The 14,704-nt window shown below is 73.5% G+C and carries 12 protein-coding genes; 3 read left to right on the forward strand and 9 right to left on the reverse strand.

The genetic code is table 11. From position 1 onward, the window contains the following. Window positions 1-238 precede the first annotated feature (238 nt). Both ACN20G_RS31070 and ACN20G_RS31075 read right to left on the reverse strand, forming a co-directional pair. Complete coding sequence (locus ACN20G_RS31070; protein WP_424216574.1) at window positions 239-556, reverse strand: chorismate mutase; 318 nt, start codon at window positions 554-556, stop codon at window positions 239-241. 97 nt (window positions 557-653) lie between these two features. After that, window positions 654-1,250 carry a hypothetical protein gene (locus ACN20G_RS31075; RefSeq protein ID WP_424216575.1) on the reverse strand — a complete coding sequence of 199 codons (597 nt, stop codon included), beginning with the start codon at window positions 1,248-1,250 and terminating at the stop codon, window positions 654-656. A 298-nt stretch (window positions 1,251-1,548) separates the two neighbouring features. On the opposite strand from ACN20G_RS31075, the gene ACN20G_RS31080 reads away from it, so the two are divergent. Next, a complete protein-coding gene (locus ACN20G_RS31080) occupies window positions 1,549-2,400 on the forward strand; it encodes a response regulator transcription factor (RefSeq protein ID WP_424216576.1) in 852 nt (283 codons plus the stop codon). 565 nt (window positions 2,401-2,965) lie between these two features. After that, window positions 2,966-5,194 carry a discoidin domain-containing protein gene (locus ACN20G_RS31085; RefSeq protein ID WP_424216577.1) on the forward strand — a complete coding sequence of 743 codons (2,229 nt, stop codon included), beginning with the start codon at window positions 2,966-2,968 and terminating at the stop codon, window positions 5,192-5,194. Window positions 5,195-5,213: 19 nt separating this feature from the next. Here the strand turns inward: ACN20G_RS31085 and ACN20G_RS31090 are convergent, their stop codons facing one another. From ACN20G_RS31090 to ACN20G_RS31110, 5 genes are all read right to left on the reverse strand, one after another. Further along, complete coding sequence (locus tag ACN20G_RS31090) at window positions 5,214-6,131, reverse strand: NADP-dependent oxidoreductase (RefSeq protein ID WP_424217398.1); 918 nt, start codon at window positions 6,129-6,131, stop codon at window positions 5,214-5,216. A 235-nt stretch (window positions 6,132-6,366) separates the two neighbouring features. Beyond that, the gene (locus tag ACN20G_RS31095) at window positions 6,367-7,764 is read right to left on the reverse strand and encodes a GH1 family beta-glucosidase (protein ID WP_424217399.1); all 1,398 of its coding nucleotides are present in this window, start codon (window positions 7,762-7,764) and stop codon (window positions 6,367-6,369) included. Window positions 7,765-7,843: 79 nt separating this feature from the next. Further along, a complete protein-coding gene (locus tag ACN20G_RS31100; protein ID WP_424216578.1) occupies window positions 7,844-8,782 on the reverse strand; it encodes a carbohydrate ABC transporter permease in 939 nt (312 codons plus the stop codon). Beyond that, window positions 8,775-9,794, reverse strand: a complete 1,020-nt coding sequence (locus ACN20G_RS31105; RefSeq protein WP_424216579.1) for a carbohydrate ABC transporter permease — start codon at window positions 9,792-9,794, stop codon at window positions 8,775-8,777. Before ACN20G_RS31105 ends, ACN20G_RS31100 begins: the two co-directional genes overlap by 8 nt. A 10-nt stretch (window positions 9,795-9,804) precedes the next feature. Continuing rightward, the gene (locus tag ACN20G_RS31110; RefSeq protein WP_424216580.1) at window positions 9,805-11,127 is read right to left on the reverse strand and encodes an ABC transporter substrate-binding protein; all 1,323 of its coding nucleotides are present in this window, start codon (window positions 11,125-11,127) and stop codon (window positions 9,805-9,807) included. A 176-nt stretch (window positions 11,128-11,303) separates the two neighbouring features. Between ACN20G_RS31110 and ACN20G_RS31115 the strand changes: the two genes are divergently transcribed. Further along, a complete protein-coding gene (locus ACN20G_RS31115) occupies window positions 11,304-12,629 on the forward strand; it encodes an ROK family protein (RefSeq protein WP_424216581.1) in 1,326 nt (441 codons plus the stop codon). A 55-nt stretch (window positions 12,630-12,684) separates the two neighbouring features. On the opposite strand, the gene ACN20G_RS31120 is transcribed toward ACN20G_RS31115, so the two are convergent. Together ACN20G_RS31120 and ACN20G_RS31125 are read right to left on the reverse strand one after the other, a co-directional pair. Beyond that, window positions 12,685-13,059 carry a nuclear transport factor 2 family protein gene (locus tag ACN20G_RS31120; protein ID WP_424216582.1) on the reverse strand — a complete coding sequence of 125 codons (375 nt, stop codon included), beginning with the start codon at window positions 13,057-13,059 and terminating at the stop codon, window positions 12,685-12,687. A gap of 213 nt (window positions 13,060-13,272) precedes the next feature. After that, window positions 13,273-14,658, reverse strand: coding sequence for an amidohydrolase family protein (locus tag ACN20G_RS31125; RefSeq protein ID WP_424216583.1), 1,386 nt, complete (start codon window positions 14,656-14,658; stop codon window positions 13,273-13,275). Between the last annotated feature and the right edge of the window lie 46 nt (window positions 14,659-14,704).

Below are 14,704 nucleotides of genomic sequence, written 5' to 3' on the forward strand. Positions count from 1 at the left end.
GGCGACCACCCCGGGCCACAAACCCATCCGCAGACGGCGACGCACCCCACCCCGAACCCCCTCCCGGCCGCCGCCGGGAAACGCTGTTGACCTGCCCGCCGCCGGCAGGCGGCCACCCCGGCCACGAACCCGACCGCAGACGGCGACGCACCCCGGCCCCCTCCCGGCCACCGCCGGAACACGCCGTCGACCGGCCCGCCGCCGGCAGGCGGCCGGGTCGGCCGCGGGCCCGGTCGGATCAGGTGCCGGGGGTGGTCAGGGTGTGGTGTTCGTCGAGTTCCAGGGTGATGAACGCGTCGATCATCGCGCGCCAGACGGCCTCGGCCACCTGCGGGGCGAGGCCCGCTTCGGCGGCTCGGGCGCGGGCGGCGGTGACCACGCGTTCGACCCGGTCGGGGGCGCGGACGGCGGCCTCGTCGGTCTTGAACCCGGCGGCGGCCCGCACGAGTCGTTGCCGCTGGGCGAGGAGCCCGGTCAGTTCGGTGTCGAGGGCGTCGATGCGGGCGCGGACCTCGGCCAGGGAGGTCGGGGCGGCGGGCGGCGAAGTGTCGGTCATGGCCGCAGTCTGACGCGCGGGCCGGCGCGCCGCCGGCCCCCGTCCGGTCCGTGGACGGGGACCGGCGGGGCCGAACGGGGCGCCGGCGTACGGGGGTTCAGGGGAGGTCGGAGGCCGGCCTGCGGTGGCGGTCCAGGCGGAGCAGGGCGTCCTTCTCGGTCAGCCCGAGGCCCTTGGCCACCTCCTCGATGCCCAGGGTCTCGTCCGCGCGCAGCGCCGCGGAGTAGGCGGTGTGGGAGGCGATGCTCTCCAGCCGGTTGACGATCTTGAGGACGGCGATCGGCTCCGTGTGGGCCAGTTCCTCCAGCTCCCGGTGCAGGTCGGCGAGCCGGCCTTCCAGGGCGGGCGGGACGGGCACCGTGGTGCGGCCCACCTCGAAGACGTGCCGGTCCCAGTCGGACTGGCAGTGGTCCGCGTCGCGCGCGCCGCCCACGCGCAGCGGCTCGTCCCCCATCGCCGTCCAGTCCACGGGGTACTGCGTGCCCCGCCACCCGCAGGTGCACGCGGCCCGCAGGGCGTGCGCCCGGGGGCCGGTCAGGGCGCCGTCGTAGACCGACCAGTGGGTGGTCTGCACGAAGCCGGGCCCGCTGCCGGGGTCGAGGTAGACCGGCGGCGGTTCGGTGCCGTCGGCCAGCACCACGCCGACCTGCCCCTGGTGTGACGGGCCGTACTCGTCGACCTGCCAGAACTCCATCGTGTCGCACCCACCCCTTCTCGCGCACAGGCGCCGCCGGAAACCCTCGCGGGCGGCAGGACGACCATGCCCGACGCGGGGGCGCGGATGTGGGGGAAACCGGCGAATTCGAGGCGGCGGGGGCCGCGCCGGCCGTGATCGGCCGGATCCGCGCGCCGGCCGGCGCGTTCTGTGCGTTCCGGGTACGGAGGGGCAGCCTCCGGTGGGCCGGAAGGGCAGGGTGGGCGGCCATCTGTCGCGGAAACCGACGGGTGACGGATCATGTGGGGGTCGGCGCAGGTGGGGAGGGGTTTTGACGATGTCGCGGGAAGCGGTGGAAGCACTGGGTTCGCTGGGGGTTCCGGCGGTGCCCGCGGCGCGGGCGCCGTGGTCGGGCCCGGATCCCGAGCCGGGCCCGCCCCCGGGGCCCGTGCCGCCCGCCGGCCCCGCGCCCGCTCCGGCCCTCTCCCCCACCCTCTCCCCCACCCTCGGCCCCGGCCCCGGCCCCGGCGGGGAGCGGATCGGCGTCGCGGTGCACACCTCGGACGAGTTGAGCCGGGCCGGGGTGCTCAGCCACCTCTCCCGGCACCCCGCGATCGACGCGGTCGCGGCCGGCCCGGGGCCGGTGGAGGGCGTGGCGGTGGCGGTGGTGCTCGTGGAGCGGCTCGGCGGGGAGGAGGTGGCCCTGCTGCGGCGGGTGGTGCGGGGCGCGCGCCAGGGCGTGGTGCTGGTGGTCCGCGAGTTGCGCGAGGTGGACGTGCTGACGCTGGCGGAGTGCGGGGTGCGGGCCGTGCTGTGGCGGCGGGAGGTGACGGCGGGCGCGCTGTCGCGGGCCGTGTGCCGGGTCGCGGCCGGGGACGGGGACCTGCCGCCGGACCTGATCGGGCGGGTGCTGGAACAGATGGGCCGGCTGGGCCGGTTCTCCCGTCCGGAGGGGGCCGACGCGAGCGTACCGGGCGCGGCGGTGCCGCCGGCGGTGGTGGGCATGGCCGAACGCGAGGTGGACGTGTTGCGGCTGATCGCGGACGGGTTCGACACCCGGCAGATCGCGGAGAAGCTGGCGTACTCCGAGCGCACCGTGAAGAACGTGCTGCACGGCCTGATGACCCGGCTGCGGCTGACCAACCGGGCGCACGCCGTGGCCTACGCCCTGCGCGAGGGCTTCATCTGACCCGTCCGACCCGTCCAACCCGCACCGGCCCGTCCGACCCGCACCGGCCCGCGCCGGTCACCTCGCGTACGCCCCTCTCCGCCCCGCCCCGCGCCGTGTGCCCCGGGCGGGGTTCGGCGTGTGACCGGCCGGCCCGCAGCGCCGACCCGGCCGGGGGGCGGGCGGGTCGGCGTGCGTTCCGGTACGGGGTGCGGCCCTGCATCCGCCCCCGCCCGTGTCGTCACCTTCCGAACGAGAACCGTCCGCACGCCCTCTTCGTCCCGTCGAGGTACGAAGGGAGCGGGAAGGCGCACGGTCGGGACCGGGCAGCCCGACGGCGTCGCCCGGGGTGCTCGACGGACTGATTCCAGCGCGCCGGGGGATTTTCGTCAACACTTTTCACAAGACTTGAAGAAACCACGAGTTCACAGCCCTGGAAGGGATTTGACACCTCGTCGGGCCTTCGACTTCCGAACGTGAGAACCCTTGACGCGCCTGCCGGCGGCCAGTTCACTCACGGTTCGATCCCTCCGGATCCGATCGGACCACCGATCGAAACCGACCTCATGCGACCGCAGGAGACCGTATGCGCTCCCTGTCCGATCGTCCGCCCCGGGCGTCCGGCCCCCGCCCCCTCCACCCCACCCGCCGGACCCACCGGACCCACCGGACCCTCCGCCCCACCGCCCTCGCCGCCACGCTCGCCGCGACCCTCGTGGCCACGCTGCTCGCGCTGCTGCCGGCCCCGATCGCGACCGCCGCCGCTCCCGTGCTGCTCTCCCAGGGCAAGGCCGCGACCTCCTCCAGCCAGGAGAACGGCGGCACCCCGGCGAGCGCCGCCGTGGACGGCGACAACGGCACCCGCTGGTCCAGCGCCTTCGCCGACCCGCAGTGGCTGCGCGTGGACCTCGGGGCCACCGCCCAGGTCAGCCAGGTCGTGCTGCGCTGGGAGACCGCCGCCGCCAAGGCGTACAAGATCGAGTTCAGCACCGACGGCAACGCCTGGACCACCGCCTGGTCCACCGCCAACGGCGCCGGCGGCAACGTCACCCTCGACGTGGCCGGCAGCGCCCGCTACGTCCGGATGACCGGCACCGAGCGCACCACCGGCTACGGCTACTCGCTGTGGGAGTTCCAGGTGTACGGCACCACCGGCTCCGGCCCCACCCTGCCCGGCGGCGGCGACCTCGGCCCCAACGTCACCGTCTTCGACCCGAGCACCCCGAACATCCAGGCCAAGCTGGACCAGGTCTTCCAGCAGCAGGAGTCGGCGCAGTTCGGCACCGGCCGGCACCAGTTCCTCTTCAAGCCCGGCACCTACAACGGGCTCAACGCGCAGATCGGCTTCTACACCTCGATCTCCGGCCTCGGCCTGAACCCCGACGACACCCACATCAACGGGGACGTCACCGTGGACGCCGGCTGGTTCGGCGGCAACGCCACCCAGAACTTCTGGCGCTCCGCCGAGAACCTCTCCCTCTCCCCCGTCAACGGCACCGACCGCTGGGCCGTCTCCCAGGCCGCCCCGTTCCGTCGTATGCACGTCCGCGGCGGCCTCAACCTCGCCCCCAACGGCTACGGCTGGGCCTCCGGCGGCTACATCGCCGACTCCAAGATCGACGGCCAGGTCGGCAACTACAGCCAGCAGCAGTGGTACACCCGTGACAGCTCCATCGGCGGCTGGTCGAACGCGGTGTGGAACCAGGTGTTCTCCGGGGTCCAGGGCGCGCCCGCGCAGTCCTACCCGAACCCCCCGTACACCACCCTCGACACCACCCCGATCTCCCGTGAGAAGCCCTTCCTCTACCTCGACGGCGCGAACTACAAGGTGTTCGCCCCGGCGAAGCGGGTGAACGCGCGCGGCGTGTCCTGGGGCAACGGCACCCCGCAGGGCACCTCGATCCCGCTGGAGCAGTTCTACGTGGTCAAGCCCGGCACCACCGCCGCGACCATGAACCAGGCCCTCGCCCAGGGCCTGAACCTGCTGATCACCCCCGGCGTCTACCACGTGGACCAGCCGATCAACGTGACCCGCCCGGACACCGTCGTGCTCGGCCTGGGCCTGGCCACCCTGATACCGGACAACGGTGTCACGGCCATGAAGGTCGCCGACGTGGACGGCGTCCGCCTCGCCGGCTTCCTGATCGACGCCGGTCCCGTCAACTCCCCCGTCCTGCTGGAGGTGGGCCCGGCCGGCTCCTCGGCCGACCACGCCGTCAACCCGACCACCGTGCAGGACGTGTTCGTCCGCGTCGGCGGCGCGGGCGCCGGCAAGGCCACCCTCGGCATGGCGATCAACAGCGACGACGCGATCATCGACCACACCTGGATCTGGCGCGCCGACCACGGCGAGGGCGTCGGCTGGGAGACCAACCGCTCCGACTACGGCCTGCGCGTCACCGGTGACGACGTGCTCGCCACCGGCCTGTTCGTCGAGCACTTCAACAAGTACGACGTGGAGTGGTACGGCGAGCGGGGCCGCACGATCTTCTTCCAGAACGAGAAGGCGTACGACGCCCCCAACCAGGCCGCGATCCAGAACGGCTCGACCAAGGGCTACGCCGCCTACCGGGTCGACGACTCCGTCACCACCCACGAGGGCTGGGGCCTGGGCAGCTACTGCTACTACAACGTCGACCCGACGATCCGCCAGGACCACGGCTTCAAGGCCCCGGTCAAGCCGGGCGTGAAGTTCCACGACCTGCTGGTGGTCTCGCTGGGCGGCAACGGCCAGTACGAGCACGTGATCAACTCGATCGGCGGGCCCACCTCGGGCACCTCCACCGTCCCGTCCACCGTCACCTCCTTCCCGTAGGAGGGATCCCGGCGGCCCGTCAGGGCTCGATGACGATCTTCCCGGCGGTGTGACCGCCCTGGTTGAGGGTGAAGGCCGCGGCCAGGGCGGCCAGCGGGAAGGTCCGCGCGACCGGCACGCTCAGCGCGCCGGATTCCGCGAGGGCGCCGAGGGCCGTCAGGTCCTCGGCGCTCGGGCGCACCCAGATCCACCGCCCGCCCGCGCCGAGCACCGTGTGGTCCGCGATCGAGGCGTGCCGGCCCTCGGGGCCCAGCACGGCGAGGGTGGTGTCCAGGACCCCGCCCACGAAGTCCGCGACCACGTCCACCCCCTCGGGCGCCAGCGCCCGCACCCGATCGGCCAGCCCCTCCCCGTACTCCACCGGCTCCGCGCCCCACGCGCGGAGCCGTTCGTGGTTGCGGGCGGAGGCGGTGGCGATGACGCGGGCGCCGAGCGCGCGGGCGATCTGCACGCCGAGCGAGCCGACCCCGCCGGCCGCGCCGTGCACGAGGACGGTGTCCCCGGGACCGGTGCCGAGCCGGGTGAGGACCTGGTACGCGGTGAGGCCCGCCAGCGGCAGCCCGGCGGCCTCGGCCCAGCTCAGGCCGGGGGGCTTGGGGGCGGCGCAGCGCACGGGCACGCTGACGTACTCGGCGAAGGTGCCGCCGTGCACCACGTCCTTGCGGGCGTAGGCCATCAGCTCGTCGCCGACGGAGAACTCGGGGGCGTCGATGCCGACGCGGACCACCGTGCCGGCCACGTCCCAGCCGGGCACCACGGGGAAGACGGGGTCCATCAGGGCGTCGAGCCCGCCCGCCATGATCTTCCAGTCCACCGGGTTGACGGCCGCGGCCCGGACCCGCACGAGGACCTCGCCGGGGGCGACCTTCGGCAGCGGCAGCCGGCGTTCCTCCAGCACCTCGGGGCCGCCGTAGCGGTCGTAGACCACGGCGCGCATCTCCTCGGGGAGCGCCGGGGGCTGGGTGTCGGACGGGTTCGCTGCCAAGGGGACCTCCGCGGCCGGGACGCCTTCCGGGGCGGGCCCGGGAGGCTTCGGGTGGACGCAGGGCGCGGCGCGCCGTGCGCACGCGGGCGCGCGAGAACGCCCGCACGCCCCATCCCATCACGGGAGGGGCGGCGGGCGGGGGGCCGGCGCGCGGGGCGGGGCCGGGTGCTCGGGCCTTCTCTTCGGGTCAGCTCTCGCGCAGGGCCCGGTGGGCGGCGACGATCTCGGCGTAGGCGCGGCCGCTGGTCTTCACGGTGCGGCGCTGGGTCGCGTAGTCCACGTGGACGAGGCCGAAGCGCTTGTCGTAGCCGTAGGCCCACTCGAAGTTGTCCATCAGGGACCAGGCGTAGTAGCCGGCGACGGGGGCGCCCCGGCGGGCGGCGCGGGCGCAGGCGGCGAGGTGGTCGGTGAGGTAGGCGACGCGGTCGGGGTCGTGGACGGTGCCGTCGGGGCCGACCACGTCGTGCTGCGCGGAGCCGTTCTCGGTGACGTGGATCTCGCGGGCGCCGTACTCCTCGCCCATCCGCACCAGCAGGTCCTCCAGCCCGCTCGCGTCGACCTCCCAGTCCATGGCGGTGCGCGGGACGCCGGGTCGGCGGACCTCGCGGGCGAAGGGGGCGGGGCCGGTGGGGTCGTCGGTGACGGTCTGCGGGAAGTAGTAGTTCAGGCCGCTCCAGTCGGTCGGGGCGGCGATGGTGGCGAGGTCGCCGGGGCGTTCGGGCAGGTCGACGCCGTACACCTCGCGCATGTCGGCGGGGAAGCCGCGGCCGTGCACGGGGTCGAGCCACCAGCGGTTGACGTGCCCGTCCATGCGGTGGGCGGCGGCGCGGTCGACGTCGGAGTCGGAGGCCGCGTGGATGGTGGAGAGGTTGGTGACGAGGCCGACGCGGGCGCCGGGGGCGGCGGCGCGGACGGCCTCGACGGCCAGGCCGTGGCCGAGCAGCAGGTGGTAGGAGGCGCGGACGGCGGCGGTGAGGTCGCGCAGGCCGGGGGCCATGGTGCCGTCGAGGTGGCCGATCCAGGCCGAGCAGAGGGGTTCGTTGAGGGTGCACCAGCGGGTGACGCGGTCGCCGAGGCGTTCGGCGACGATGCCGGCGTAGCGGGCGAAGTGTTCGGCGGTGTCGCGGGCGGGCCAGCCGCCGCGGTCCTGGAGGACCTGGGGGAGGTCCCAGTGGTAGAGGGTGACGTTGGGGGTGATGCCGGCGGCGAGCAGGTCGTCGACGAGACGATCGTAGAAGTCCAGGCCCTTGACGTTGACGGGTCCGTCGCCGCCGGGCACGACGCGGGGCCAGGCCACCGAGAAGCGGTAGTGCTCGGCGCCGACCTGTCCGATCAGCGCGATGTCCTCGGCGCCGCGGTGGTAGTGGTCGCAGGCGGTGTCGCCGTGGTCGCCGCCGGCGGTGCGGCCGGGGGTGTGGGAGAAGGTGTCCCAGATGGAGGGGGAACGGCCGTCCTCGGCGACGGCGCCCTCGATCTGGTAGGCGGAGGTGGCGGTGCCCCAGGCGAAGTCGGGGCGCAGCGCGGCGAGGTCGAGGGCGTGGGCGAGGTCGGGTCGGGGGGCGCGGTCGGTGGCGTCCGCCGGGATGGCTGCCGGGGCGGCGGCGGTGTCGGTCACGGGGTTCCTTCCGGGGTGCGGGGGCCGGGGACGGGGCGGGCCGCCGTCGTCATTTGACGGCGCCGGCGGTGAGGCCGGCCACGAGGTGTCGCTGGAGCAGCAGGAAGCCGGCGACCACGGGGACGCTGACCACGAGGGAGGCGGCCATGATCTGGTTCCAGTACACGTCGTTGAGGGTGGAGTAGCCCTGGAGTCCGACGGCGAGGGTGCGGGTGGTGTCGTTGGTCATGACGGAGGCGAAGAGGACTTCTCCCCATGCCGTCATGAAGGAGTACACGGCGACGGCGATGATTCCGGGCATCGCGGCCGGGATGACCACTCGGAAGAGGGCCCCGACGGGTCCGCAGCCGTCCACGGTGGCGGCCTCGTCGAGTTCGCGGGGGACGGAGGCGAAGTAGCCGATCAGCATCCACACCGAGAACGGCAGCGAGAAGGTGAGGTAGGTGAGGATGAGGCCGCCGCGCGAGCCGTAGAGGGCGATGCCGGTGCTGTTGCCGATGTTGACGAAGATGAGGAACAGCGGCAGCAGGAACAGGATGCCGGGGAACATCTGGGTGGACAGCACGGTGACGGTGAACAGGCGCTTGCCGCGGAACTCGTAGCGGCTGACGGCGTAGGCCGCGAGGATCGCGATGACCACGGAGCAGACGGTGGCGGTGCCGGCGACGATCAGCGAGTTCACGAAGTAGCGGGCGAGCGGGATGGTGTGCCAGATGTCCACGTAGGGGCGCAGGGTGAGCCCCTCGGGGATCCAGCGGAAGCGGCCGGAGACGTCCTGGAGCGGCTTGAGGGAGCTGGTGACCATGACGTAGACGGGCAGCAGCACGAAACCGGTGAGCAGCGTCAGGAACGTGCCGCGGACGATCCGGAAGGAGCGGGGCGGGGCGAGCGGGGAGCGGCGCGGCCGGGTGCCGGCGCGGGGGCGGGCGATGGGGCGGGTGGGGGTGTCGGGGCCGCCGGCCGGGGCGACGGCGGTGGCCTCAGGCATCGGTCCTCTTCCTCAGGCGTCCCGTGATCAGCAGGTAGACGGCGGTGACCAGCAGCAGGAACAGCAGCAGCAGGACGGACATGGCCGAGCCGGTGCCGAAGTTCCAGGTCACGAAGCTGGATTGGTAGATGTGCAGGGAGATCAGGTCGGCGGCCTCGGGGGCGGCCTTGCCGAAGAGCACGAAGGGGGTGTTGAAGTCGTTGAAGGTCCACAGGAAGAGGACCAGCAGGAGCACCTGGTTGACGGCGCCGAGCTGCGGGAGGGTGATCCGGCGGATCTGCTGCCAGACGCCGGCTCCGTCGAGGGCGGCGGCCTCGTACAGGTCGCGGGGGATGTTCTGGAGGGCGGCGGTGACGATGAGGAACGCGAACGGCCAGCCCTTCCAGACCGAGACCACGAGCAGGGCCCAGAAGCTGTTGTCGCCGAGCAGCCAGAAGGTGCGGTCGCCGCCGAGGCCGAGCTGGTCGTGCAGGACGTGGTTCACCAGGCCGTTGTCGCGCTGGAACATGAAGGCCCAGGTGATGACGGCGGCGTAGACGGGCAGGGCGTAGGGCACGAGGAAGATCGCGCGCAGCACGCCCCGGCCGCGGAAGCTCTCCTGGGTGAGGACGGCGGCGGCGGTGCCGACGAACCAGCACAGGCCCACCGACAGCAGGGTGAACACGCAGGTGGTGAGGAAGGAGTCGAGGAGGGCGGCGCCGACGGGGCCGTTGACGTCGACGGCGAGTTCGAAGTTGCCCAGGCCCTTCCAGGGCGCGGCGGTCCAGTCGCGCAGGAAGAACTGGGTGAGTTCGCGGAAGCTCATCACGATGCCCATGACCATGGGCACGAGGTGGATGAGCAGTTCGAGCAGGAGGGCGGGCAGGAGCAGCAGGTAGGGCAGGGCGGCCCGGTGCCGCGCGCCCGGCGGGCGGGGGCGGCGGCCGAGCCGGCGGCGGCCCGCCCCGGCGGGGCCGGGGTCCCGGGGAGCGCGGTCGGCGCGCCAGGTCCGGCCCGTGAGGGTGGCGGTCATGGCTGGGTGCTCACTTCCCCATCTGGGCCTGGGCCTTGACCAGCTTGTCCCGGACCGTGGCGTCGGTGACGGGGCGGCCGGCGGCGGCGTCGGCGAAGAGTTCCTTGACGGCGGTGCCGACGGCCGTCTCGAACTGGGACTCGGTGGGGACCTGCGGGAGGGCGGCGGCGCTGGTGGCGAGGGTGGTGCGCAGGACGGTGGCGTCGGGGCCGGTGAAGGCGGGGTCGTTCTGGGCGCCGGTGACGGCGGGTATGGAGCCGTATGCCTTGTTGAGGAGGGCCTGTTCCTCGTCGCTCGTCATGAACTTGACGAACTCCAGGGCGCCCTTCTTGTTGTCGGTGTTGCCGAAGACGGCGAGGTTGATGCCGGCGGCCATGGAGTTGACCTGCTTGCCGGTGCCGGGGGCGCCGGAGGGCACGGGGACGGGGGCCACGCCCCAGTCGCCCTCCTTCATGCCGTGGGCGGTGAAGGTGCTGGCGGCGGCCTGCCACAGGACCATGGCGGTCTTGCCGGTGGCGAAGTCGCGCAGGGACTGGTTCTGGGCGTACTCGGCGTTGCCGGGGGCGATGATCTTGTCGGCGGCCATCAGGTCCACGTACTGCTTGACGGCCGCGACGTTGCCGGGGGTGTCGAAGGTGGGCTTGCCGGCCGCGTCGAAGAACTCCGAGCCGTGCTGCTTGGCGAGCACGAACACCTGGTGGATGTTGTTGGAGAGGTTGCCGCCCTCGGCGCCCAGCGCCCACTTGCCGTCCTTGGACAGCTTCTTGCCGATCTCGGTCATCTCGGCCCAGGTGGCCGGGGGCTTGTCGACGCCGGCCTCGGCGAACATCTTCTTGTTCCAGTACAGGGCGTAGGACATGGAGTAGAGGGGAACGGCGGCCGGGTCCTTGCCGGCGGCGCCGGTGGAGGCCAGCGAGGAGCCGACGAAGCGGTCCTTGCCGCCGATGGCCTTGAGGTTCTCCTCGTTCCACGGGAGCAGGGCGCCGGTGGCCTGGAGGGAGGAGGACCAGGTGTTGCCGATGTTGAGCACGTCGGGTCCCTGGCCGGAGGCGGTGGCGGCGAGGATCCGGTTGAGCAGGTCGGACCAGGGCACGACCTCCAGCTTGACCTTGATGCCGGTGCGCTCCTCGAACTTCTTGAGCTCGGGGGTCAGGACCGCCTGGTCCGCCGTGATGTCGGGGCCCTGGTTGGAGGCCCAGTAGGTGAGTTCCTTGGGGGCGTCGTCCGATCCGCCCCCGGCGCCGGTGGGGGTGCCGCCCCCGCAGGCGGTGGCGAGGGTGGACAGGAGGGCGACGGAGATCGCGGCGGCGGCTGCGGCCCGGGTTCTGCGCATGGCGGATCGGCCCCTTTCGACAGGGTCGGGTGATGGCGCGAGCGGTGTCGGGGAAGTGCGGCTCCACCGCCGTCACGCCTTAATTCAGGACGTGAGTTAAGCCGTGGGAAAGGGTCGCGTCAAGGGTTCGCGCGGGGTATGTTGCGAACGGCCAACACCCCTGGGAAAGGAGCCACATGACCGGTCACAACGGCCGCACCGTACGGGACCTGCGGCGTGGCAACCGCGGCGCCGTGCTGCGCCGGCTGTACTTCGACGGACCCCTCAGCCGGCAGGAACTCGGCCCCGCCACCGGTCTCAGCTCGGGCTCGGTCAGCAACGTGGTCGGCGAACTCGTCGCCGAGGGGCTGGTGGAGGAGGCCGGGATCGTCGACTCCGACGGCGGCCGGCCCCGCACCCTGCTGCGCGTCGCCCCCGCCGGTGGCCTGCTCGTCGGCGTGGACGTGGGCGAGACCCGGGTCCGGGTGGAGCTCTTCGACCTCACCCTCACCGAACTCGCCCGCACCGAAATGCCCCTGGTGCCGCGCGGGGACTACGACGTGGCCCGGGTCGTCGACCACGTGCGCACCGGCATCGCCCGGGTCCTCGCCGAGGCCGGCACCGGACCCGGGGACGAGCGCCTGATCGGCGTCGGCCTCGGCGTCCCCGGCATCGTCGAACACCGCCCGGAGCAGGGCGCGGTGATCCACGGCCAGACCATCGGCTGGGACGCCGTCCCGCTGGAGGAACTGCTGCGCGCGGCCGACGCCGTGCCCGCGCACGTACCGGTGCACATCGACAACGGCGCCCGCACCCTCGGGCAGGCCGAGATGTGGTTCGGCGCGGGGCGGGGCGCGCGCCGGGCGGTGGTCGTGCTGTTCGGCTCGGGCGTGGGCGCGGCCCTGTTCACCGAGGACGGGGTGCGCGGCGGCGGCACGGTGGGCACGGCCCTGGAGTGGGGGCACGTCACGGTGCACGTGCGCGGGCGGCGCTGCCGCTGCGGGGCGCGCGGCTGCCTGGAGGCGTACGCGGGCGCGGAATCGGTCCTGGCCCGCTGGACGGAACGGGTCACGGGCATCGAGGCCGGGGCCGGGGTCGCCGAGCGGGCCTGGGAGCGGTCGGGGGACCAGGAGGAGGCGCTCGCGGAGCTCCTGCGGCGCGCGGAGGCGGGCGATCGGGCGGCCGGGGAGGTGCTGGAGGAGACGGCGGAGTACCTGGGCGCCGGACTCTCGGACGTGATCAACCTGTTCCGGCCCGAGCGGATCCTCATCGGCGGCTGGGCCGGCCTGCTGCTGGCGCCGCGCATCCTGGCGCCCGTGCGCGAACACGCCCGCGCCTACGCCCTGCGGCATCCGGCCGGGCGGGTGGAGATCGAACGCGGGGCCCTGGGCCCGGACGCGGTGACGGTCGGCGCGGCGGCCCTGCCCCTGGCGGCCTTCTTCGCGGGCGGCGGCCGGCGCACCCCGCCCCCGCCGCCGGCCCGCGAACCGCTGACGGCCCCCCGCCTGCGGACGGGGGGCTGAGGGCGGGCCGGGTCGGTCCCGTGCGGTCGGGTCGGGTCGGTCGGGTCGGTCGGGGTCAGGCGGTGGGGACGCGGTCCAGGAAGCCCTTGACGGAGCGGACGCGACCGTCCTCCGTCAGCGTGACCACGTCGAAACCGGCGATCGGGGCCGATCCGTCGGCCGTCGAGACCAGTTCCCAGCCGAAGCGGACGAGGTCGTGGTGGCCGTCGACCCGGCCCAGGGGCCGGTACTCGAAGCCGGGGAACCGCGCGTGGGCCGCCGCGATGAACTCGGCGATCTCCCGAGGTCCGCGGGCCTCGACCATCGGGTCGGTGTAGGTGCCGTCCTCGGTCCACACGTCGGAGACGGCCTTGGCGAGGGCCTCGGGGTCGGTGGTGTTCCAGACCTCGAAGTAGCGGTCCACGGCGTTCTGGTACTGGTCGGCGTTCATGGGATGTCCCCTCCCGGGTGGCGGTGCGCCGGGTGCTCCCGGCGACGAACACCACTGTGCCGTCGGCGCGGCGCGGGCACGATTACCCGCGAGGTCATGCTGGGGGGGGATGCGTGGGGATGGGGATGGGGGTGGGGATGCGTGGGGGTGGCGCACGGCGGCCGGGCGGACGGGCCCGGACGCGCGGGGTGGGGCGGGGTGGGGCGGGAGGGGTCAGCCCGCGGCGCGGAGGCGGTCCGCGGCGAGTTCGGCGTCGCGGACCACCCGTTCGGTGTCCACGCCGACCAGCCGGCCGCCGGACTTGCGCAGGTACCCGTCCACGAACACCTCGGACACGTTCCCGGGCTGTCCGTTGAGGACGATCTGCGGGATCCAGTCGAAGCGTGGCGCGAAGTTCAGCGTGCCCGGGTCCAGGACCAGCAGGTCGGCCCGTTTGCCGGGGGTGAGCGAGCCGATCCGGTCGGCCATGCCGAGGATCTCGGCGCCGCCCAGGGTGGCCATCCGCAGCACGGCGGGGAGGGTGGGGGCGATGCCCGGGTCCTCGTGCCGGGCGCGTTGGAGGCCGACGGCGGTCTTCATCACGGCGAACATGTCGCTGGTGTCGTTCGTGCCCCCGTCGTGCCCGAGGCCGACCGGGACCCCGCGCGCGGCGTACTCGGGGACGGGACATATCCCGGAGGCCAGGCGCATGTTGGAGAGCGGGTTGTGCGCGATCCGCACCCCGCGTTCGGCCACGAGGTCGATCTCCTCCGGGGTGAGGTGGATCGCGTGGTTCATCAGCAGGTCCGGGCCGAGGATCCCGGACTCGACCAGGGACCTGACGGGTTCCTGCGCCCGGTCCGTGCGGTGTTCCAGGACGTGGGAGTTGAGGGTGACGCCGAGTTCGTCGGCCAGCGCCCGGAAGGCCCGCATCCGGGGCAGCGCCGACATGCCCGGGTGCAGGGAAACCTGGAGGGAGGCGAGCGGCAGCGGGTCGATGAGCTCGCGTTTGGCGCGGGTGATCAGGCCGAGGGTGTCGGGGTTCTGGGTGCAGGCGTAGACGAAGCGCATGCCGGAGCCGGCGAGGGCGTCGACGTAGCGCCGGGTGGTCTCCCAGGGGATCGCGTGCACCCAGTCCACGACGGTGGTCACGCCGGCCTGGAGGGCGTCGAGGGCGGCGAGGCGCACGAAGGAGTGGATGCCCGTCGCGTCGATCTTGGGGAGGGTGGCCCGGTTGCAGGCGCCGAGCCAGCCGTTGAGGTCCTGGTCGGAGCAGCCGCCCCGGATGGAGGACTGCCACAGGTGGTTGTGGAGGTCGACGAACCCGGGGAGCACGATCCGGCCGCGCGCGTCCATCACGCGGGTGCCGCGGGGCGCGGTCAGTCGCCGGCCGACGGCGGCGATCTTCCCGTCGCGCAGCAGGAGGTCGACGTCGCCGTCGAGTTGGCCGAGGGGGCCGGAGCCGAGGGAGGGGTCCATGGTCAGGACGAGGGAGGCGCCGCGCAGCAGGGTGGTGCGACGGACGCCGGGCTCGTCGTGGCCGGCGGCCACCGGGTTGGAGGAACGTTCCTGCGCTCCGGCCGGGAACCCTGCCGCGACCACCGGAGCCGTCGCCAGCATCCCTGCCAGAACACCGCGTCTGCTTGCTTTCGGAAGATTCATTCCA

The sequence above is a fragment of the Streptomyces dryopteridis genome (assembly GCF_049606955.1).
Lineage (GTDB): Bacteria > Actinomycetota > Actinomycetes > Streptomycetales > Streptomycetaceae > Streptomyces.

What these genes read in the sequence shown, in the direction of transcription:
- ACN20G_RS31080 (WP_424216576.1), top strand. Translation starts at nt 1,549, where the DNA reads ATGTCGCGGGAAGCGGTGGAAGCACTGGGTTCGCTGGGGGTTCCGGCG.
- ACN20G_RS31105 (WP_424216579.1), bottom strand. Translation starts at nt 9,794, where the DNA reads ATGACCGCCACCCTCACGGGCCGGACCTGGCGCGCCGACCGCGCTCCC.
- ACN20G_RS31120 (WP_424216582.1), bottom strand. Translation starts at nt 13,059, where the DNA reads ATGAACGCCGACCAGTACCAGAACGCCGTGGACCGCTACTTCGAGGTC.
- ACN20G_RS31090 (WP_424217398.1), bottom strand. Translation starts at nt 6,131, where the DNA reads ATGCGCGCCGTGGTCTACGACCGCTACGGCGGCCCCGAGGTGCTGGAG.
- ACN20G_RS31085 (WP_424216577.1), top strand. Translation starts at nt 2,966, where the DNA reads ATGCGCTCCCTGTCCGATCGTCCGCCCCGGGCGTCCGGCCCCCGCCCC.
- ACN20G_RS31070 (WP_424216574.1), bottom strand. Translation starts at nt 556, where the DNA reads ATGACCGACACTTCGCCGCCCGCCGCCCCGACCTCCCTGGCCGAGGTC.
- ACN20G_RS31075 (WP_424216575.1), bottom strand. Translation starts at nt 1,250, where the DNA reads ATGGAGTTCTGGCAGGTCGACGAGTACGGCCCGTCACACCAGGGGCAG.
- ACN20G_RS31115 (WP_424216581.1), top strand. Translation starts at nt 11,304, where the DNA reads ATGACCGGTCACAACGGCCGCACCGTACGGGACCTGCGGCGTGGCAAC.
- ACN20G_RS31100 (WP_424216578.1), bottom strand. Translation starts at nt 8,782, where the DNA reads ATGCCTGAGGCCACCGCCGTCGCCCCGGCCGGCGGCCCCGACACCCCC.
- ACN20G_RS31125 (WP_424216583.1), bottom strand. Translation starts at nt 14,658, where the DNA reads ATGCTGGCGACGGCTCCGGTGGTCGCGGCAGGGTTCCCGGCCGGAGCG.
- ACN20G_RS31110 (WP_424216580.1), bottom strand. Translation starts at nt 11,127, where the DNA reads ATGCGCAGAACCCGGGCCGCAGCCGCCGCCGCGATCTCCGTCGCCCTC.